This window comes from Aminobacter sp. 01T433, from assembly GCF_056398585.1.
Window position 1 is genome coordinate 99,915 of sequence record NZ_JBFTPR010000011.1, and the last position, 19,513, is coordinate 119,427.

The window sequence follows — 19,513 nt, forward strand, 5'->3', positions numbered from 1 at the left end:
CTCATGCCAACGGCAGTTGGGTCGGCGAAACAGCCGAAGTGCTTGCACCTCGCCCGCTGACCGCGTCCCGCCGCCCATGATAGATCGCCGCTGCTTCGGTGCGATTGTGGGCGCCAAGCTTGGTGATGATGTTGTGAAGGTGGATCTTGACCGTGTGTTCGGAAAGCCCGAGTGCGGCGGCAATCAGCTTGTTTTGCAAGCCTCGGGCGACCATGCCCAGGATTTGCAATTCGCGGTCCGTCAGCTCGTCGAAATCGTCGGGATCGCTCTCTTGCTGGCGGTTTGCCTTGGCCGGCTCTTCGATGTCGGCCGCAACCGCTCCCCACTTTTGCCCCATGATCGGCTCGAACAGCGACAGCGGGAAATACTCCCCGCCCCGCAGCACCAGCCTGACCACCGACAGCCAGACGTCGAGCTTCAGGTTCATGGGCAGCACGCCGCGCATGTTTCGCACTGCGACCACATCACGGATCAAGACTTGTTGCTGCCCGTCTTCCTGGATCAGCATGATCTGCGCGCCCGGATGCATCTGCATCAATTGCTCGGAATGTCCGGCCACCGCCGGCAACTGCCCGGCCTCAAGCAGGATCAGCGCCACTGGGAAGTCTCGGCGCGCGCAGGCCTCCGCCAAGGTGGGCACCTGCTCCACAACGACCCAAGGGAACTCCCGCTCGATTGCAAAGACCAGGCTCTCCGACACGAAATCGTCAGGAGCAACGATCAGCAATGTCTTGCAGGCTTTCTGCGCGGAGCCATCTGCTCCGCCAGCGCGGCGCGCGCTGGGAATTGCCACCCGATACATGAGTTCTCCCGCCCACTGTTCGTAAACACGCAACATCCCCACTAGCCGCATCATGGGGCCTCATTCAGCAACCATACACCTGCCGTTAACGGTTCGGTATAAGCAAGACGGGCTATAGCGAGCTACGGCCTACTCCTCTTGGGGGGCTCCCCCAGCACGTTTGAGCTATCGTGCCGGAACTGCGGGCTGGCGATGGAAGCCGTCATACGAGCTATTGGCATTGCCGAGCCGAGCCTCGCGCAAGATTTCCCGCCCCACTGCCCGCTTCTGAAAATGCTTCGCAATTCTACATATATGGCATCTGCCTAATATATGAGTGAGCACCCACGCTGCTATATCTAGATCATCACAGGCAATGCTCGGCACGATCCACCGAACTGCCTAGCGCGAACTGCTAGCTTACAATTCTCAGGCCACAGCGAGAGACTTCACCGGTTCCATCAGCATGGGCGTGGCGCATACGGGGCTTCAACATTGGACATCGGGGGCCGTTTAAAAGGGCAAGATGTTCACGGCATTGTGAAGATTCCGACCGCCATCCCAGGCACAGCCAGGGAGGTACTCGGCCATTCAGACACGATGCAGGATCTTCAGCCAGTAGTCCCCTGGGCATGACGATCCAAACAATCTCAGCAAATGCAAATTGGCAAAGCGTCCGCGTGAAGCCCATGACCGTGTGAAAGATGAAAACGGTCCAGCTATCGCGGTCCCAACCGAGGACAAGACGATGTCTGATCGCAATTCCAACACTCTGAATCCGTTTGGCCTGCAATATGCAGGGAACGAGTACGATCCGCACAGCAAAGACGGCGACAACTCCAACAGTAATGAAAATACCAATACAACAGACAATACGAACGGAAACGATAATACGAGCAACAATACTAACGACGCGTACAACAGCAACGAAAACGAAAATAGCAACGAATCGGAAAACAAGAACGAGAATAAGAACGAAACCAAATCTGAGAACGAAAATAAAAACGAGTCCGAAAACAAGAACTCCAACGAAAACAAGAACGAGACCAAGGTCAACGTCGACGTCGGCGTCAAGGTCGACCTTCAGGCTGAAGGCCTCGGCCACGACGATCATTCCGACAACCGCTTTGCCGACATCAACAACACTGGTGGCACCATTCATGATCTGCTGTTCACCAAGGACGGCACCATCAGCTACCACACCGGCGATGAGGTAAATTTCAACGACGTTCTCAACAATTCGATGAACGGCGGAGGCAACAACAATGCCTTCGTCATGAACCAAAGTGCCAAACTGTCGGACAACGACACGCTGTCGAACGCAACCGTCTCAAACAACGCACCATTTACCCAGACCATGGACGCCAAGGGCGGCCACGCAACATCCGGTGACGGCGTCGTATCCGGCGGCGGCGGCGGCATTGGCGGCAATGCCAAGGCCGATGGCGGCGACGGCGGCAATGGCGGCGACGCCAAGGGCGGCAAGGCCGATGGCGGCGACGGCAATGGCGGTATTGCAACCAGCAGTGCTAACGGCGGCGACGCCACGGGCGACGTCAAGGCCAATGGCGGCGAAAGCGACGGCGGCGATGCCAAAAACGTAGCCGACGGCGGCAAGGGCGAAGGCGGCGACGGCGGCAATGGTGGCGCAGGCACGGGCCTCGGCCTCGGTCTCGGCCTCGGCCTGGGTGTCGGCTTGGGTGCGGGTCTTGGCGGCGACTCCAAGGCCGAAGGTGGCGATGCCAAGTCCGAAACCGGCGATGCCAAGGCCAACACCAGTGACGCCACGGCTCATAACGGCGACGCCGGAGACGGCTCGTCGGGTGGCGACAGCGGCCATTCGGAAGGTGGCAATGCTACTGGCGATGGCGGTAACGGCATCGACGCGTTCGTACCCATCCTGCCGATCCTGAATTTCGGCGCTGGCGGCGATGCCAATGGTGATGGCGGCAATTCCGGCAACACCGGCGATGGCGGCGGTGGCGGCGGCGGCGGCGGAGTCGGCCCGTCCACGGCGACGACTGGCGCAGCCGATGTGGCTAGCGGCGCAGCTGATGCAACTGGCGGCGGAGCTGCTTCGGCTGGCGGCGCTGGCACGGGCACTGGCACCGGCTCCGGCACGGGCTCCGGCTCGGGCACGGGCGCTGGTAACGGTGGTGGCGGCGGCGGTGGCGGCGACGGCACTGGCGGCCATGCGACGAATGGCGATGCGACTGGCGGCGCCAGCACCGGCGGCCTCGCCGGGGCATGGGGCGGCAACGGCGGCAGCGCCTTGAGCGGAGCCTGGGCTGACGGCCATGGCGGCGACGCCTTGGGCGGCACTGCATTCGCTGGCGCAGGCGGCATCGGCGGAGCGGGCGGCATTGCGACGGCCGGCGACGGCGGAGCAGGCGGCGACGGCGGCACCTGGGGCTCGAACAATGGCCATGACGGATACGTCACCGGCACGAGCACGGCGCATTCCGACGCCCTTATCGACCCGAGCTCGTTCAACCAGTCGATCGTGATGGGCGCAAACCTGCAAGGCAACACGGTCAACATGACCGTGGTGGGTGGCGACTACCACCACATTCTGACTGGCGAATCCTCTACCGACCACACAACGCTGTAACCGTCTACTCCCGAGGCCTCGTCAGATACGAGACCACTCAAGCTGGACTGCGCGGAGACCCCGCGCAGTCCTTCCATGGCCGGTGGAGCCCGTACTCAGCCTCACCGCGCCTGAACTCCGGGCGGAGGCGATACTATGTACACCGCGTATTTCGGTAAGGTCACCGAGGCGATCGTTCATTTCATCGGCTTGTTTGAGACGTCGGGAGAAGAGGCCCGTCTCAAGCTGGCCTATGACGAGTTCAGGGCAGCGCACAAGACTGATGAACAGCAGCCCGATCGCCCGACAGTCAACATCAAGGTCGACGTCACCCACAAACTGGAGGATTTCGATCCCTACGTGCCATATCTGCCGGTCAAGCCGGGCATCGAAATGGCCTCGGTATTGCCATACGTCCACCTCGCGCCGCCGGAAGTTCCCATTCCCGATAGCCAGTACATTTCACCACCAGACCATTACTTCCCGCGAGCAGTTCATGTTTATGAAGATGGTGATCAGGTCCACCTGCCGACGATCGACCCGCCAGGCTCGATCGCCTTCATCCTCAACCAGGAGATCCGCCTTTCAGACGACGACTATGTCAGCGTCGGTGGCAGCGGGTTGAAGTTCACACCGCCGCCGGTGGACAACAGTTTTCTGGACGCGCTGCACCAGGCAGCGTCCAACATCAGTCCGATCAACGATCTGACGCTTCCCGGCAGCGCTCACGAAATGGCGCAGTTCGTCACCACAGCGATTGCGCGGCTCGACAGCTTCAGCGCCGACGGCCATGGCGATGCGGAGATCTTCACCACAAAAGGCACCTCCATCGACGGCACCTACCTCAACGGCAAGCTCATCAACGAAGCCGATACGCCCAAGATGGAGGACTATGTTGATTACCTGAAGGTCAAGGATACGACCCAAGGCACCCCGAGCGCTCCGCTGAATACAACGGTTGCGCCCGACTCTGGCCAGTTTATGCATGGCTGGGGCGACGGAACGGTCAGTCCGAGCGTCAATATTACGACCGGCGGCAATACCGTCATCAACTCTGCCACGGTGATCAACAACTGGGCTTCGTCCAGCGTGATGGCCGTCATGGGCGACCACGTCTCGATTCACGCGATCGTCCAGGTCAACGCCATATCCAGCAGCGACAGCATCGGCACGTCGGTCGGCGGCTGGCAGGCCAATCAAAGCCCTGACCAGAGCTTCAACATCGCGATGTTCAAGCACATCGATCCGACCGCCGATCACGCCCCGGCCGCAGCTCCCGCAGACTTCCCGGCCTACTATGTGGTGACGCAGATTACCGGCGATCTGTTGATGATGAACTGGATCAACCAGGTCAGCTTCGTCTCCGACAACGACGTCATTATCGCGGCTTCGTCAGGCGTTCACACGGCTGTATCGACTGGCTCCAACACCTCGTTCAACAGCGTCGACCTCAACGAACTCGGCCACAACTACGATCTCATCATCGTCGGCGGCAGTGTCTATGACGCCAGCCTCATTCAGCAATCCAACGTGCTGGTCAGCAACAACATAATCGGTGCCGTCTCGGACTTTCAAACGACGGGGCATGGCTCGGTATCGACCGGCGGAAACCTGACATGGAACCAGGCAAACATCGTCAACGTCGGTAACGGCACCTACCAGACGCTGCCGGATGGCTACAACCAGTCGGCGAGCGATCTTGCGGCGGGCAAGCACGACCTTGCCACGTCGATCCTGCACGATCCTGCCTTCGCCGGCGCTGGCCTGCTGCGCGTCCTCTACATTTCGGGCGACGTCTACAATCTGCAATACATCAAGCAGACGACGGTCATGGGCGACAGCGATCAGCTGGCACTCGCCATGAGCAAGCTCGCTCCCGACCCCAATGCCACCTGGTCAATCACCACAGGCCACGACCAACTGGCCAACCAGGCAACCATCGTCAGTGTCGATGGCGCCAACAAGATCTACGTCGGCGGCAACCACTACTCCGATGAAGTCCTGATCCAGGCCAACCTCGTTTCGAGCGCTCCCGACCATTTGGGCGCGCAGAACCCCGACACGCTCGTCAACGAGGCTGTCGCCTTTTTGACCGACACCACCCACGACACGAGCAGTACGCCTCATCAGGACCATATCACGCCGCAACCAGCCGATTCCGCATCGGGCGACGTCATGCAGCACATGCTGGGCTAAGCCCTCCAGAGGATTTCGAACATGACTGACGACCGCGAGCAGGGCTGGGGTGTCTTCCACACTGCGCCAGATGACGACTACCAGGGGGAAAGCCCCCGGCCGCGTCCGACGCCAGTGCAGGCCAAGCCCCTACCGGAAGAAAAAGAGAAGTTGTCGAGTGCCGTCGCGTCCCAGGAAGAGGCTCTCGACCGCCTCGAACGCTACATCGACAACGTCATCGGCGAATTGCACGAGGCAGTCGACAATAAGGCTGCAACCGCAACGGCGCACCCGCAAGCTGATGTCGTCGTCCCGGCCTCCGCGCCGCCCGCGCGCCCATCGGCCGCCGCGCCATTCGTGACATCTGCCGAGCGGATCATTCCAGCACAAGGCGCCTCCCAGCCCCCTGCTGAAGTCGTGCCGCCGTCCCAGCTTCAACCGGCCCAGCGCGCAAATTCCGAAACTCAGGCCGCTGAACGGCAGGGCCCTGTTTCGCCCCGCCCGATACCCGTCGAGCCAGCGCGCGAGACACAGGCCGCACCAGAAAAGACCCCTCCTCCCGAAATGCGCATTGCCGAGCCGCAAGCCAAGACCGAGATGAAGGGCAAGCCCGCAACGCCGGTCGGCAAGGTGATCGATGCCGACAACGGGCCGATCAAAGCCAAGGAGAAACTGCCCGACACCAACGGTCCGACAGGGGGCAACGTCGATGGCGGCGGTGGCGGTGGTGGGGGCGGCGGAGGTGGCGGGGGCGTCTTTCACAAGCGCCTGGGACCGGTCGATTTTTCCGCCTCGCTCAAGACTGGCCTCCAGGTTGTCAGGCGCAACCTCTTGATCGTCATGCTCTTCACCTTGGCGAGCAACGTCCTGGTCCTGGCGATACCGCTCTATCTCTTCCAGATTTCCGACCGCGTGCTGACCAGCCGCTCGGTCGACACGCTGATCATGCTGACCATCGTGATCGTCGGCGCGGTGGTGCTACAGACAATCTTCGATGCCATCCGGCGTCTGATCCTGATGCGCACCGCCGTTGAGGTCGCAGCCCAACTCGGCGCGCCGATCCTGAGCGCTGCCGCGCGTGCGGCGCTGCATTCGAACGGGCGCGAATACCAAACCCTGAGCGACCTCCAGCAGCTCCGCACATTCCTCGTCTCGGGTACGCTTCTGACGCTGCTCGACGCACCGCTGGCGCCGTTCTTTGTGCTCGCCGTGTTCCTGGTGCATCCGCATCTCGGCTTCATCGTCGTTGCGACGTCGCTGATCCTGCTGGTCATCACCATCATCAACCAGCGCGCGACCGAAGCGCCTTTCAGCGAAGCCAACACCTTCAACAGCAAGGCCAACCTGCATCTCGACTCGATGGCGCGGAATTCGCAGATCATCAATGCGCTCGCCATGATCCCCGAGGCGGTCCGCATCTGGGGCAAGGACACGGCAAGCTCGCTGCGCGCGCAGGTCATCGCCCAGGACCGCAACATCGCCTTTGCCTCGGCGTCCAAGGCAACCCGTTTGCTCACCCAGATCGCGATGCTCGGTTGGGGCGCGCATCTGGCGCTCGACGGGCAACTGAGCGGCGGCATGGTGATTGCGGCATCGATCATCGCCAGCCGTGCGCTTGGCCCCATCGAAGGCGCCATCGAAGGCTGGAACCAGGTCATCCAGTCGCGCGCCGCCTATGGCCGCATCGCCAGCCTGCTCGAGGCCTCTCCGCTCAATTTCGAGCGGCTCAACCTGCCGCGCCCCGAAGGGCGCCTCGACGTCGAGCGGCTGCTGTTTGTGCCACAAGGCACCAAGCGGGTTGTGCTCAACGGCATCACTTTCGCGCTGGCACCAGGAGATTCCCTGGCCGTCATCGGCAATTCGGGCGCCGGCAAGACCACGCTTGGCAAGATGCTGGTCGGGTCGATCCTGCCGACGTCGGGCAACGTCCGCCTCGACCTGATGGATCTCCGCAACTGGGACCAGCGCCAGTTCGGTGAAAACATCGGCTACCTGCCGCAGGACGTGCAGCTGTTCCCCGCCTCGATCAAGGCCAACATCGCCCGTATGCGCGACGATGCCACCGACGCCGAAATCTACCAGGCAGCCCAACTCGCAGACGTGCATGAGATGATCGCCACCTTGCCGCATGGCTACGAGACATTTGTCGCGGCCGACGGAGCCCCGTTATCAGGCGGCCAGAAGCAGCGCATCGCGCTTGCTCGCGCCTTCTTCGGCAACCCGCGCATGGTCGTGCTGGACGAGCCGAACTCCAATCTCGACGCGGCCGGCGACGTCGCCCTTGCGCGGGCGCTCCAGCACGCCAAGGAAAACAAGATCACCGTCATCACCATCACCCAGCGGCCGGCACTGCTGCAGAGCGTCGACAAGATCCTGCTGCTGGTCAACGGCACGGTGGCGTTGTTTGGCGCGCGGCAGGACGTCCTCCAGGCTCTCGCCCAGCGCGGCCTGAGCATTGAAGGCGGTTCCTTCGGCCATCAGATCCAATAGGCGGGCAATGCAATGAGCGACTCGGCAATCGTAAAGGTCCACGATCTCGAATGGTACGCAGACGTGCCGCGCTCGATCAGCAAGCAGACCAAGGTCGGCCTGCTGCTCATTGCCCTTACCTTCGGCGGCTTCGGCACCTGGGCTTTCACCGCCCCGCTCGCTGCGGCCATCATCGCCCAGGGTTCATTCGTGGCTTCGGGCCAAAACAAGATCGTTCAACATCTGGAGGGCGGCATCATCAAGGACCTTCTGGTCAATGAAGGCGACCGCGTCCGCTACGACCAGCCATTGATCCGACTCGACGAAACGGCAGCGAAGGCGACCGAGCGGCAGTTGTTCCTGCGCCAGGTGCGCCTGGATGCCATCGCCGCCCGCTTGACGGCCGAGGTCACCCAAGCCCTGCAAATATCGTATCCAAAAGACGTCACCGACAACATGGACGATCCCGAGATCAAACCAATCGTCGACAGCCAGCAATTGAATTTCGACGCGGCTCGCAACAAGCTCCAGAGCGAGATTGACCTTCTGCAACAAAACATCTCCGGCTACCGTTACCGTTCCGACGGCTATCAGCAGCAGCACGACGCGGTCGTGCGACAACTGGAGTTGATGAAGGAAGAGTTTGCCGGCAAGAAGACGCTGGCCGACAAGGGCCTTCTCAGGGCGACCGAGCTCAAGTCGATCCAGCGCGCCATGGCCGATGCCGACGGCCAGATCGGCCGGCTCGCAGCCCAGGTGGCAGAGACCGGTGCCGAGATCATCAAGCTCGACCAGCAGATCAAGCAGGCACAAGAGGCCTACAAGCAGGCCGCGCTCGACCAACTTCAGAATCTTGAAGGTGATCTCGACACGGTTCGCGAGCAGCTGCGCCAGGCGCAGAGCGTACTCAACCGCGTCACCATCAACGCACCGGTAGCCGGCACAATCGTGCGGATGTACTACCACACCTCAGGCGGCGTCATCGAAAGTGGCAAACCGATCCTGGAAATCCTGCCATCGGACGTTCCGCTGGTGATCGAAGCGCTGATTTCCCGCGGCGACATCGACAATGTGCGCGTCGGCCAGAGCGCGGCGGTGCGGCTTTCCGCACTCAACCGGCGCACCACGCCGGTCCTCAACGGCCAAGTGATTTATGTCTCCGCCGATGCCCTGCCCGATAGTTCGAGCCCCGTGGCGCGGGAAGTCTATCTTGCCCGCGTGAGCCTGCCGGCGAGCGAACTCAGCCGGGTACATGGCTTCACGCCAACACCCGGCATGCCAGCCGAGGTGCTGGTCCAGACCCAGTCGCGCACCTTCTTCAGGTATCTCACCAAGCCGATCGCCGACTCCATGTCGCGCGCATTCATGGAGCGGTGAGCGAGAGCAAGGCAACGAGTTGGGGGCCATCATGCAGATCGACGTCATCACCGACCCAGCCAAGCTCGACGAGATCAGGGAAAACTGGGATCGGGTCTACGACGAAGACCCGGAAGCCCAGTTCTTCCTGTCCTGGACCTGGCTTTCCCGGCACCTGCGGCTTTATGACGGCACATGGTTCGTTCTCGCTGCCCGCGAAGGGGGACCGGGAACGCCCTATGCCGGCTTCATGCCATTGCGCCTGCGTATCCGCATGGACACCCAGACAGGGCAATTCTCCAACGAGATCAACATGGCCGGCAACTATGCCGCCGACTACACCGGCGCCATCTGCATGCCAACCTCGGCGTTGCAGGCGATGCAGGCCTTCGCCCGACACGTGCGCGACATGGCTTGGACAAACATCCACCTCGAAAACGTCCGCATGTCGGACGAGCGGCTGCTGGCCTTCCTGGGCCAGTTCCCACGCGAGACGTTGGCGTTGCGCGAGTACAGCCGCATCAATACCGATGACAACGTCAACAACTGCCGTTGCTTTGCAGCCAGCCTGCCCGACAGTTTCGCCAGCTACCTGGACAATGTGCTGAGCACCAACACGCGCCAGAAGCTGCGGCGCTTCCTGCGCAAGGTCGACGCAGGCGAATTGCGCATCACGCATGCCAACGCCGAAACGCTTGATCACGATATCGACATGATGCTCGATTTCTGGCGGATCCGCTGGGGCGCGCGCAAGGGCAACAGGCTGCAGTCGATCATTCGCCACAACAAGGTGGTGCTTCAGACCAGCTTCGAGACCGGTTCGCTTTTCATGCCCTTGCTGTGGCAGGGCGACCGGCCGCTCGGTGCGCTGGCAAGCTTCATCGACCCGGTCAAGCAACAGATGCTGTTCTATATCTCCGGTCGCGATGAGACGGCAACGTCAATACCTGTCGGCCTGATCCTGCATGGTCATAGCATCCAATCTGCCATCGAACGCGGCATCGGCACATACGACTTCCTGCGCGGCGACGAGCCCTACAAATTTGCCTTCGGCGTCACCGAGAGCAAGATCCGTTGCGCCATCATCTACACCAAGGACGGACTGAACGTCGGCAACCGGCTCGATCCGCGTTCGCTCGACGGAATCTTCGCCCAGGTGACGCGCTTCCATCGAGAGGGCCAATTGGCGCGTGCCGAAAGCGGCTATCGCCAGATTCTCGGCACCGATCCGCTGCACGAAACAGCGCTCTACGGCCTTGGCCAACTGGTTTCAGACAAGGGCGATCACCGCGAGGCGCACCGGCTGTTCGAAACGCTGGCAACCATCGCACCCAATTCAGCGAAGGTCTGGTTCAGGCTGGGATTTGCAGCACAGGCGCTCGACGATCACGCCGGTGCGGCCGAGGCCTTCCGCCGCTCGCTTGAGCTGGACACTCATTTCGCCGGAGCAAAATTCTCGCTGGCCAAGAGCCTTGCCGAACTCGACCGCAGCGAAGACGCCATCGGCATGCTTGAAGCGCTTGAGCATGAGCTTGAGGCGGAGCCACGCGGCGAAACCTTGTTGGCCAAGACCAAAGCGCTGCTGACGCGGTTGAAGCGGGAAACCCGGCCAAGCTACATCATGCTCAACCCGCAGCCCAAGGCAGCACGCCAGCTTGTTGGGGCGCTGTAGACAGCGAGGTCGCTGCAGTGCCAGTGGCTTCGCTACGGCCTTACGCCTTCAGCAGCCACTCATGCTCTTTGGCGTTGTGAAACTTCCACGTCCGCTTCGGCCCGGCCATCACATTGAGATAATACAGATCATAGCCATGGCAGGCCGCGCACGGATGATAGCCCTTGGGCACCAGCGTCACGTCACCGTCTTCGACCGCCATCGCCTCGTCGAGGTCGCGATGACCCGCATCGTTGAACTCGGTATAGACGCGCTGGAAGGCAAACCCCTGCGGCGGGTTGAGCCGGTGGTAGTAAGTCTCTTCCAGCTGCGACTCGTTTGGCAAATTGTCTTCGTCGTGCTTGTGCGGCGGATAGCTTGACGTGTGTCCGCCCGGCGTAATGACCTCGACCACCAGCAGCGAATCCGCCGGCTCGCCTTCGGGCAAGATATTAGTGACGTAGCGCGTGTTGGTACCCTTGCCGCGCGTCTCCTGCTTGACGTCGTCAGGTCCGATCACCCGCACCGAGAGGTCGCCAGCAAGACCAGGAGCTGTACAAACCGCAAGTTCGACATCGGTCTCGGCTCTTACCGACCAATCGCCGCCTGCCGGCACATAGACCGACCATGGCTTGCCCTCGAAAGGCGACATGCGTTCGCCCAGCGTGCCAAGGTCCTCTTCGCCGACCCGGACATGCGCCTTGCCCGAGACCAGCACCAGGCAGGTCTCGCGGTCGGCCGTCCAGTCGCCATAGGTGTCGCCGGGCTCGAGCTTGTGCAGGTCGAAGCCGACATAGGTCCAGCCGGCGATCTCGGGCGTCACATGGGTAACGCGTCCGGTGCCATGCTTGGGCTTGATCAGAAGTTTGGACATCTTCTCATTCCTTGTCGGCGGCAACGTCGATGCCGGGCTTGTAAGTGATGAGGAATTGCCAGGCACCGTAGGCGGCCATGCCGCCGGCAAGCGTGCCCCAGAAGCCGGAACCGGTGACAAATTCGAACACCGACCACGCCGCGCAGAACACGACGATTGCGATGCGCCGCCAAAGCGGCCGGAAGAACGGGTGGTTCTGGTCCTGGATCAATTGAGCACTGCCTCGCCGATGAACCGTTTCAGATCGTAGCCGGCCCCGACACTGGGTCAAGTATTGGGGAAGCCCTGTGTTTCGACCGTGTAGCCAGCAGCCGTCATCACCCGCATCAACTCCTTGTAGCCGACCTGAGCCATCTTGAGCGGAGGATTTTTCCTGGGGTCCTGCTCGGCCTCGACGACGAACCAGCCTTCATAGCCGTAGTCGGCAAACTTCTGCACGATCTTGCCGAAATCGAGCGAACCGTCGCCCGGAACGGTAAACGCCCCAAGTGCCACCGCATCGAGGAAGGACTGCTTTGACCAGTCGAGGCCCTGGATGACCTCCATGCGCACGTCCTTCACATGGACATGATTGATGCGCTTGTGGTGATTATCGATGGCGCGCAGCACGTCGCCGCCGGCAAAGGCAAGGTGGCCTGCATCAAGCAGCAGCGGAATGCCCTCGCCCGAGTTCTTCATGAACGCGTCGAGCTCGTGTTCGAACTGCACCACCGCCGCCATGTGATGATGATAAGACAGCGGCATGCCCTGCTCCGCACACCATTCGCCGAACGCGGTCAACTTGCGGGCGTAGACCTTCATCTCGTCGTCGGAGAGCACCGCCTTGCCGGCCAGCGGCTTCGTCCGGTCGCCCTGGATCGAGCGGCCGACCTCGCCATAGACGATACAAGGCGCATTCACCGCCTTGAACAGATCGATCATCGGCTGGATACGATCCTTGTTGGCAGCGATATCCTCATTGACCAGCGTGCCCGAAAACCAGCCGCCGCACAGGGTGACATCGATCTTTTTCAGGATCGGCAGCATTTCCTCCGGTGTACTGGGAAAACGACGGCCTTGCTCCATGCCCGTGAACCCTGCCGAACGCGACTGGCTCAGGCACTCCTCCAGCGACACGTCATCGCTCAGTTCCGCAAGATCGTCATTCCACCACGCGATGGGGGACATGCCCAGTTTGGCTTTCACGTCAGTTTCTCCGGTGTCATTTTGTTCCAGCGCGCCTGCTTGGCGGCAGCCCATATTCGTCCATCGTTAGCGCCGCCCCTCACTGTCCTGCCGGACATCTCTCCCCGTAAACGGGGAGAGAGTGGCTGCCATCACCGCTTTCGCAAATCACCAACTGCGCCAGTTGGCGAAATCAGTGCGGACGGAGTTTCTCTCCCCGTTTACGGGGAGAGATGTCCGGCAGGACAGTGAGGGGCAGCGCCAACATCACAAGTCCTAGGCTCGGCCTCAATCCCCAACGCGCTGCAGCTTCAGCTTTTCCTCGTAGCCCTTGCGCGCCGCATTGACCTCCGTGCGTGCGCTCACCTCAGGCACCGCGACGTCCCACCAGTGACCACCTTCCCCTGTCGAAATCAACGGGTCCGTATCGATCAGCACCACGGTCGTCCTGTCGCTCTTTCGGGCGCGGTCGAGTGCGGCTTCCAGATCGGCGATGGACGATGCCTTTTCGGCATTTGCCCCAAGGCTTTTGGCATGGGCTACGAAGTCGATATCCGGCAGCACCTCATGGCGGCTGTCACGCAGCAGATTATTGAAGTTCGCGCCGCCGGTCGCCATCTGCAGCCGGTTGATGCAGCCATAGCCGCGGTTGTCGAGCAGAACGATCGTCAGCTTCAACCCGAGCATGACAGATGTCGCGATCTCGGAATTCAACATCAGATAGGAGCCGTCGCCGATCATGATGACGACCTCCTTGTCAGGTCGTGCCATCTTGGCGCCCAGGCCGCCGGCAATCTCGTAGCCCATGCAGGAGAAGCCGTATTCCGAGTGATAGGAACCGGGGCTGCCCGCTTGCCACAGCTTGTGCATCTCGCCGGGCAGTCCGCCCGCCGCGTGCAAAACAATGATCTCGCTGCCAAGTGTGCGCTGCACCGCACCAATCACCTGTGCGTCCGAAGGCAACGCGGCGTTGGTCGCAGCAGTCACTTTGGCGGCCGCCTTGCGCCACTCCGCCTTGCCAGCTTTGGCGTTTTCGGTCCACGCGCTTGGCGCCTTGTAGCCCTTCACCGCAGCTGAAAGCTCAGTGAGCCCTTCGCGCGCGTCGGCGACAAGCGGCAATGCGCGATGCTTGGCTGCATCGAACAACTGCACGTTGAGCCCGATGATGGACTTGCCGGCACCATTGAACAGCGACCACGAGCCGGTGGTGAAATCCTGCAGCCTGGTGCCTATCGCCAGCACCACATCGGCCTCTTCGGCAAGCCGGTTGGCGGCAGCCGTGCCAGTGACGCCGACAGCGGCCATGTTGAGCGCATGTTCGTCGGTCAACGCCGACTTGCCGCCTTGCGTTTCGCAGATCGGAATGCCGGTCCCCTCGACAAAACGGGCAAGTTCTTCCGAAGCGCCGGAATAGAGCACGCCGCCACCGGCGACGATCAACGGCTTCTTGGCGGCCTTCAGCACTTCCGCGGCAGCTGCAAGCTCGTCGCGGTCGGGCCGTGGGCGACGCTGCATCCACAGCTTCTCGGCAAAGAAGCTCTCGGGATAGTCATAAGCCTCGGCCTGCACATCCTGGCACAGCGACAGCGTCACCGGCCCACATTCGGCCGGGTCGGTCAGAACCTGCATCGCGCGCGCCATCGCCGGGATGATCTGTTCCGGCCTGGTGATGCGGTCGAAATAACGCGATACCGGACGGAAGCAGTCATTGACTGAGACTGTGCCGTCGCCGAAATCCTCGACCTGCTGCAGCACAGGATCGGGCACGCGGTTGGCGAAGACATCGCCGGGCAAAAGCAGCACCGGCAGCCGGTTGACATGCGCAAGTGCCGCAGCCGTCACCATGTTGACAGCGCCGGGGCCAATAGAGCTGGTCGCCGCCATCATGCGTTGGCGGAAATTGGTCTTGGCGAATGCAATCGCCGCATGGGCCATCGCCTGCTCGTTGTGCGCGCGAAAAGTCGGCAGCTCGTCGCGAACCTGGTAGAGCGCTTCGCCGATACCCGCGACATTGCCGTGGCCAAAGATCGCCCAGACGCCGCCGAATAAGGGCAGCTTCTTGCCGTCAATGACGGTCATCTGCCGCGTGAGATAGCGCGTCAGCGCCTGCGCCATAGTCAGGCGAATGGTCTTGGTCATAGTAATTTTCCTCCGCCTTCCTTATGCCGCCCGACGGCCGCGCGCCGCAAGCCACGCCTTGGTCAGCTGTTCGAAACGCTGCGCCATGTCGTCCACCGCGGCCTGGTCCGTCATCTTGCCGCCGAGCCACTGCTCGGCTGCATGGACAAAGATGCTGCGGCCGACGGCGAACCCTTTGACCACCGACGCATCGACGGTCGCCGCGAACGCCACCTCCAGCTCAGCGAGTGGCGCCTCAAGTCCAAGCAGGACCACCCCCCGGCAATAAGGATCATTCCTGGTGATCACAGATTCGATCTTCTTCCACGCGGCCGCCGAAGCCTGTGGCTCGAGCTTCCACCAGTCGGGCTTGATGCCAAGCGCGTAGAGTTCCTCCAGCGCACGCGGAATGGTGTCTTCGTCAAGCGTGCCGTGCTTGCCGGCGATGATCTCGATCAGCAATTCGCGACCGACCTTTCGCGCCGCCTCGAACAGTGTCCGCAGCTTCTGCTGCTGCTCGGCCTTGAGTTCGGCGGGGTCATCAGGGTGGTAGAAGCACAAGCATTTGATGGTGTGATCGACAGGCCATTCGACCAGCTGCGAGCCGATGTCCTGCGAGAATTCGAAACGCAGCGGGCGTGAGCCCGGCAGTTCCACCGGCCGGCCCATCCAGCCAAAGGGGTGACGGGCGAATTCGAACATCGCCTCGCGGCCGAACTTCTCGTCGATCAACATGCCGTAGCCGTCGCGGCCGCCGGCAACCTTGGCCGCCGCCTTCACCGCCAGGACCTTGAAGTCGCGAATGCGCGCGGGATCGGCACCCAGGCGGGTGGCGATGTCTTCGAGCTGGATGCGGTGGTCGCAGGCCAGCGCCATCATCGCGGGGATCTCGTTGCGCCGCGTCGTTGCCCAGTGAACGTGGTTGATCGCCTCGTCCTTGCGCAGCGCACGCTGGGTGCTGCCGTTCTTGAGGAAGAACTGCAGCTCCTCGAAGGTCGGAATTTCGGGCGAGCACAGCAGCCGTGAGACTGCGAAGGCGCCGCAGGCATTTGCCCAGGTCGCCGAGGTGGCGAGAGTTTCGCCACCCAACCAGCCGCGCAGGAATCCGGACATGAAGGCGTCGCCCGCGCCCAGCACGTTGTAGACCTCGATCGGAAATCCCTTGCCTATGATGCCTGCTTCAAGATCGTCAGCGATTGGCCCGTCATAGACTATGCAGCCCATCGGCCCGCGCTTGAGCACGATGGTCGCGTTCGACAGCGCCCGGATTGTCTTCAGCGCATCGAGCAACTCGCTTTCGCCAGAGGCGATCATCACCTCCTCTTCGGTGCCGACGATCAGGTCGCAGTCGGCCAGCACGCCCTTGAGATGGTTGGAGACAGCGTCCGAGGCGATGTAGCGGCTTTCGCCTGCGGCATGACCGGCAAGGCCCCAGAGGTTCGGGCGGTAATCGATGTCGAACACCACCTTGCCGCCGGCTTCCTTGATCAGCCGCATCGCCTTGCGTTGCGCGGCATCGGTGGAGGGACGCGAAAAATGCGTTCCGGTAACAACGATAGCTCGCGCCGAGCGGATGAAATCAGGATCGATGTCGTCTTCGTTCAGCGCCATGTCGGCGCAGTTCTCGCGGTAGAAGATCAGCGGGAACGTCTTGTCGTTTTCGACAGACAAAAGCACCAGTGCGGTCAGCCGTTCCTTGTCGGTCACCAAACCCTTGTCGGAGACGCCCTCCCGCAGCATCTGCTCGCGGATATAGCGGCCCATATGCTCGTCGCCGACGCGCGTCAGCAGCGCCGAGCGCAGCCCTAGCCTTGCCGTGCCTATGGCGATGTTGGCCGGACAACCGCCGACCGACTTGGCAAAGGACGCGACGTCCTCCAACCGCGATCCGGTCTGTTGACCATAGAGGTCGACCGAGGCGCGGCCGATGGTGATGACGTCGAGCAGCGCTGTAGGCTGGATGTTGGGATCGGCCATGTGTTCCTCCCGGTCGCTCCGCCGCGCCGGCCTGCCTTCGCGTGATTTGCCGCAGGCCAAACAATGAAATTTGAATTCCAACAATTCGTCAATCGGAATGTTCATTCCCTCGACGGATTGTGCTTCGCCACCCCTCGCCTGTTAGGGAGGGGTGGCGAGCCGACGCTCAGCCCTTCAGGCGAACCGTCTTGCCTTCCTTGACCGACCTCAGTGCCGCATCTGCCAGTTGCAGCGCGATCAGCCCGTCCTTGCCGCTCGGCGAAACCTTGGCGCCCTTGGTCACCGAGGCGACAAAGGCGGCGATCTCGGCGGCATAGGCTTCGGTGTAGCGGGTCATGAAGAAGTCGTGCAGCGGCGGGCGCGTGTAGCCCATGGCGTTGGCGACCTCGATCGACACGGCGCGCTGGTTTTCCGCCGCGACCATGCCGTCCGAACCGTGCACCTCGATGCGCTGGTCATAGCCATAGGTGGCGCGGCGCGAATTGGTGATGACGCATTGCTGTCCGGTCGCCGTCTCGAGGATGACGCTGACGCTGTCATAGTCGCCAAGCTCTCCGATCTTCTTGTCGACCAGCGCCGAAGCCGTGGCTGTCACCGCCACCGGCTCAGCACCGAGCAGGAAGCGCGCCATATCGAAGTCGTGGATGGTCATGTCGCGGAAGATGCCACCCGAACGTGTAATGTATTCCGCTGGCGGCGGGCCTGGATCGCGCGAGGTGATCACGACCTGCTCGACCTTGCCGATGGCACCGTCGTCGATTGCCTTGCGCACGGCGGCGAAATGCGGATCGAAGCGACGGTTGAAACCAACCATCAGCGTGCCGCCGGCCTTTTCGACCACGGCCAGGCACTTTTCGACGCGGACAGCATCGAGATCGATCGGCTTTTCGCAGAACACCGCCTTGCCGGCGAGCACGAAGCGCTCGATCAGATCGGCATGCGTGTCGGTCGGCGTGCAGATCACCACCGCGTCGATATCCGACGCCTTTTCGATCTGATCGATGGAACGGACCTCGCATCCATAAGCGCCGGCCAGATCGTTCGCCGCTTTTTCGAAGGCGTCCGCCACCGCCACGAGTTTCGCCGAAGCATTGGACGCCACCGCTTTGGCGTGAACCTTGCCGATACGACCTGCACCCAGGACACCAAACCGAACTGTCATGACAACCTCATTTCCTTGGCCCGCGCCGTCCGGGCCTGCAACTTTGTTCTGGAAGGAGTGGCGGACCGCCCGCTGACGGGATGCCGGGCGGTCCGGATTTCTGACATGATCCCGATAAGATCATGTCCAAAGAACTCATCAAGCCTTCTTGCGCTTGTTCTGGCGATGCTGGTCGATGATCACAGCCGCCACGATGATGATGCCCTTGACGATCTCCTGATAATAGGCGCCGACCTTGAGGAAGGTGAAGCCAGAGGTCATCACGCCGAGAATGATCGTGCCGATAACGGTTCCGGTAATCCGGCCGACGCCGCCCGACAGCGAGGTACCGCCGATGACCGCAGCTGCAATTGCGTCGAGTTCGTAAGCGACGCCCATGCCCGGCTGGCCGGAGGCGGCACGCGCTGCCGTCACCACGCCAGCGAGACCCGACAGCAGGCCGGCGATGGCATAGACCTTGATCAGGTGGCTGCCGATATTGATGCCGGACACGCGAGCGGCTTGCGGGTTGGCGCCGATGGCATAGGTGAACTTGCCGTAGCGGGTGTAGCCCAGCGCGATGTGGAAAATGATCGCAACGAGCAGGAAGATGATGACCGGCAGCGGCAGCGGGAAGCCCATGATGTTGAAGCTCTTGCCGAGCCAGGTAAAGCTGTCGTCGAGCAGCGCCACCGGCTGGCCGAGCGTGTACCATTTGGCGAGGCCGCGCGCCGACACCATCATGCCCAACGTCGCTATGAAAGGCGGTATCTTGGTTCTGGCGATCAGAAATCCGTTGACCGAGCCGGCAAGCAGGCCGACGCCAAGGCCAGCGAGGATCGCCCAGATCGGCGAAATGTCAGTGAGCGAGGGGTAGACCGCCCTCGGGTTGAGCGACGTCTGCGCCAGGCTTGCCGCAACCATCGCTGCGAGGCCCACGACCGATCCAGACGAAAGGTCGACACCGGCTGTGATGATGACCTGGGTCACGCCGACCGCGATGATGCCGATGACCGACACCTGCAGGATGATGATCGACAGGCGCTGCTTGTTGGCAAGGAAGCTGTCGCCGACGATGATCCAGCCGAGTATCTCGAAGACAATGGCAATGCCAATCAGCACACCCAGGATCGACACCTCTGGCGGCAGGCGCTTCTTGCTTCCGATGGCGTTTGCGGAGCCCGCAATCTCGTTCGTCGACATGGTTCTTCCACCCT

General features: G+C 61.9%; 13 protein-coding genes. 5 read left to right on the top strand and 8 right to left on the bottom strand.

Annotated features, from left to right (window positions below; all coding sequences use genetic code 11):
• Window position 1 precedes the first annotated feature (1 nt).
• Window positions 2–802: a helix-turn-helix transcriptional regulator gene (locus AC1DLV_RS19570; RefSeq protein WP_476801591.1), complete on the bottom strand. Its 801-nt coding sequence runs from the start codon at window positions 800–802 to the stop codon at window positions 2–4.
• Between the two features lie 727 nt (window positions 803–1,529).
• Here AC1DLV_RS19570 and AC1DLV_RS19575 point away from each other — a divergent pair.
• The 5 genes from AC1DLV_RS19575 (at window position 1,530) to AC1DLV_RS19595 (ending at window position 11,043) form a co-directional block, all read left to right on the top strand.
• Window positions 1,530–3,392 (top strand): hypothetical protein, encoded by a 1,863-nt coding sequence (locus tag AC1DLV_RS19575; RefSeq protein ID WP_476801592.1) that lies wholly within the window; start codon window positions 1,530–1,532, stop codon window positions 3,390–3,392.
• Between the two features lie 135 nt (window positions 3,393–3,527).
• Complete coding sequence (locus tag AC1DLV_RS19580; protein WP_476836214.1) at window positions 3,528–5,567, top strand: type I secretion protein; 2,040 nt, start codon at window positions 3,528–3,530, stop codon at window positions 5,565–5,567.
• A gap of 21 nt (window positions 5,568–5,588) precedes the next feature.
• The gene (locus tag AC1DLV_RS19585) at window positions 5,589–8,036 is read left to right on the top strand and encodes a type I secretion system permease/ATPase (protein ID WP_476801594.1); all 2,448 of its coding nucleotides are present in this window, start codon (window positions 5,589–5,591) and stop codon (window positions 8,034–8,036) included.
• A gap of 12 nt (window positions 8,037–8,048) precedes the next feature.
• Window positions 8,049–9,392, top strand: a complete 1,344-nt coding sequence (locus tag AC1DLV_RS19590; RefSeq protein WP_476801595.1) for an HlyD family type I secretion periplasmic adaptor subunit — start codon at window positions 8,049–8,051, stop codon at window positions 9,390–9,392.
• A 31-nt stretch (window positions 9,393–9,423) separates the two neighbouring features.
• A complete protein-coding gene (locus AC1DLV_RS19595) occupies window positions 9,424–11,043 on the top strand; it encodes a GNAT family N-acetyltransferase (RefSeq protein WP_476801596.1) in 1,620 nt (539 codons plus the stop codon).
• 40 nt (window positions 11,044–11,083) lie between these two features.
• Here the strand turns inward: AC1DLV_RS19595 and iolB are convergent, their stop codons facing one another.
• From iolB to AC1DLV_RS19630, 7 genes are all read right to left on the bottom strand, one after another.
• Window positions 11,084–11,896: a 5-deoxy-glucuronate isomerase gene (gene iolB, locus AC1DLV_RS19600; RefSeq protein ID WP_476801597.1), complete on the bottom strand. Its 813-nt coding sequence runs from the start codon at window positions 11,894–11,896 to the stop codon at window positions 11,084–11,086.
• Window positions 11,897–11,900: 4 nt separating this feature from the next.
• Window positions 11,901–12,104 (bottom strand): DUF3329 domain-containing protein, encoded by a 204-nt coding sequence (locus tag AC1DLV_RS19605; RefSeq protein ID WP_476801664.1) that lies wholly within the window; start codon window positions 12,102–12,104, stop codon window positions 11,901–11,903.
• Between the two features lie 59 nt (window positions 12,105–12,163).
• Complete coding sequence (gene iolE / locus AC1DLV_RS19610) at window positions 12,164–13,081, bottom strand: myo-inosose-2 dehydratase (RefSeq protein WP_476801598.1); 918 nt, start codon at window positions 13,079–13,081, stop codon at window positions 12,164–12,166.
• A gap of 267 nt (window positions 13,082–13,348) precedes the next feature.
• Complete coding sequence (iolD, locus tag AC1DLV_RS19615; protein WP_476801599.1) at window positions 13,349–15,199, bottom strand: 3D-(3,5/4)-trihydroxycyclohexane-1,2-dione acylhydrolase (decyclizing); 1,851 nt, start codon at window positions 15,197–15,199, stop codon at window positions 13,349–13,351.
• Window positions 15,200–15,220: 21 nt separating this feature from the next.
• Window positions 15,221–17,155: a bifunctional 5-dehydro-2-deoxygluconokinase/5-dehydro-2-deoxyphosphogluconate aldolase gene (locus AC1DLV_RS19620; RefSeq protein WP_476801600.1), complete on the bottom strand. Its 1,935-nt coding sequence runs from the start codon at window positions 17,153–17,155 to the stop codon at window positions 15,221–15,223.
• Between the two features lie 166 nt (window positions 17,156–17,321).
• Complete coding sequence (iolG, locus tag AC1DLV_RS19625; protein WP_476801601.1) at window positions 17,322–18,317, bottom strand: inositol 2-dehydrogenase; 996 nt, start codon at window positions 18,315–18,317, stop codon at window positions 17,322–17,324.
• Between the two features lie 138 nt (window positions 18,318–18,455).
• The gene (locus AC1DLV_RS19630; RefSeq protein ID WP_476801602.1) at window positions 18,456–19,499 is read right to left on the bottom strand and encodes an ABC transporter permease; all 1,044 of its coding nucleotides are present in this window, start codon (window positions 19,497–19,499) and stop codon (window positions 18,456–18,458) included.
• Window positions 19,500–19,513 lie beyond the last annotated feature (14 nt).

What these genes read in the sequence shown, in the direction of transcription:
- AC1DLV_RS19570 (WP_476801591.1), bottom strand. Translation starts at nt 802, where the DNA reads ATGTATCGGGTGGCAATTCCCAGCGCGCGCCGCGCTGGCGGAGCAGAT.
- AC1DLV_RS19575 (WP_476801592.1), top strand. Translation starts at nt 1,530, where the DNA reads ATGTCTGATCGCAATTCCAACACTCTGAATCCGTTTGGCCTGCAATAT.
- AC1DLV_RS19580 (WP_476836214.1), top strand. Translation starts at nt 3,528, where the DNA reads ATGTACACCGCGTATTTCGGTAAGGTCACCGAGGCGATCGTTCATTTC.
- AC1DLV_RS19585 (WP_476801594.1), top strand. Translation starts at nt 5,589, where the DNA reads ATGACTGACGACCGCGAGCAGGGCTGGGGTGTCTTCCACACTGCGCCA.
- AC1DLV_RS19590 (WP_476801595.1), top strand. Translation starts at nt 8,049, where the DNA reads ATGAGCGACTCGGCAATCGTAAAGGTCCACGATCTCGAATGGTACGCA.
- AC1DLV_RS19595 (WP_476801596.1), top strand. Translation starts at nt 9,424, where the DNA reads ATGCAGATCGACGTCATCACCGACCCAGCCAAGCTCGACGAGATCAGG.
- iolB (WP_476801597.1), bottom strand. Translation starts at nt 11,896, where the DNA reads ATGTCCAAACTTCTGATCAAGCCCAAGCATGGCACCGGACGCGTTACC.
- iolD (WP_476801599.1), bottom strand. Translation starts at nt 15,199, where the DNA reads ATGACCAAGACCATTCGCCTGACTATGGCGCAGGCGCTGACGCGCTAT.
- AC1DLV_RS19620 (WP_476801600.1), bottom strand. Translation starts at nt 17,155, where the DNA reads ATGGCCGATCCCAACATCCAGCCTACAGCGCTGCTCGACGTCATCACC.
- iolG (WP_476801601.1), bottom strand. Translation starts at nt 18,317, where the DNA reads ATGACAGTTCGGTTTGGTGTCCTGGGTGCAGGTCGTATCGGCAAGGTT.
- AC1DLV_RS19630 (WP_476801602.1), bottom strand. Translation starts at nt 19,499, where the DNA reads ATGTCGACGAACGAGATTGCGGGCTCCGCAAACGCCATCGGAAGCAAG.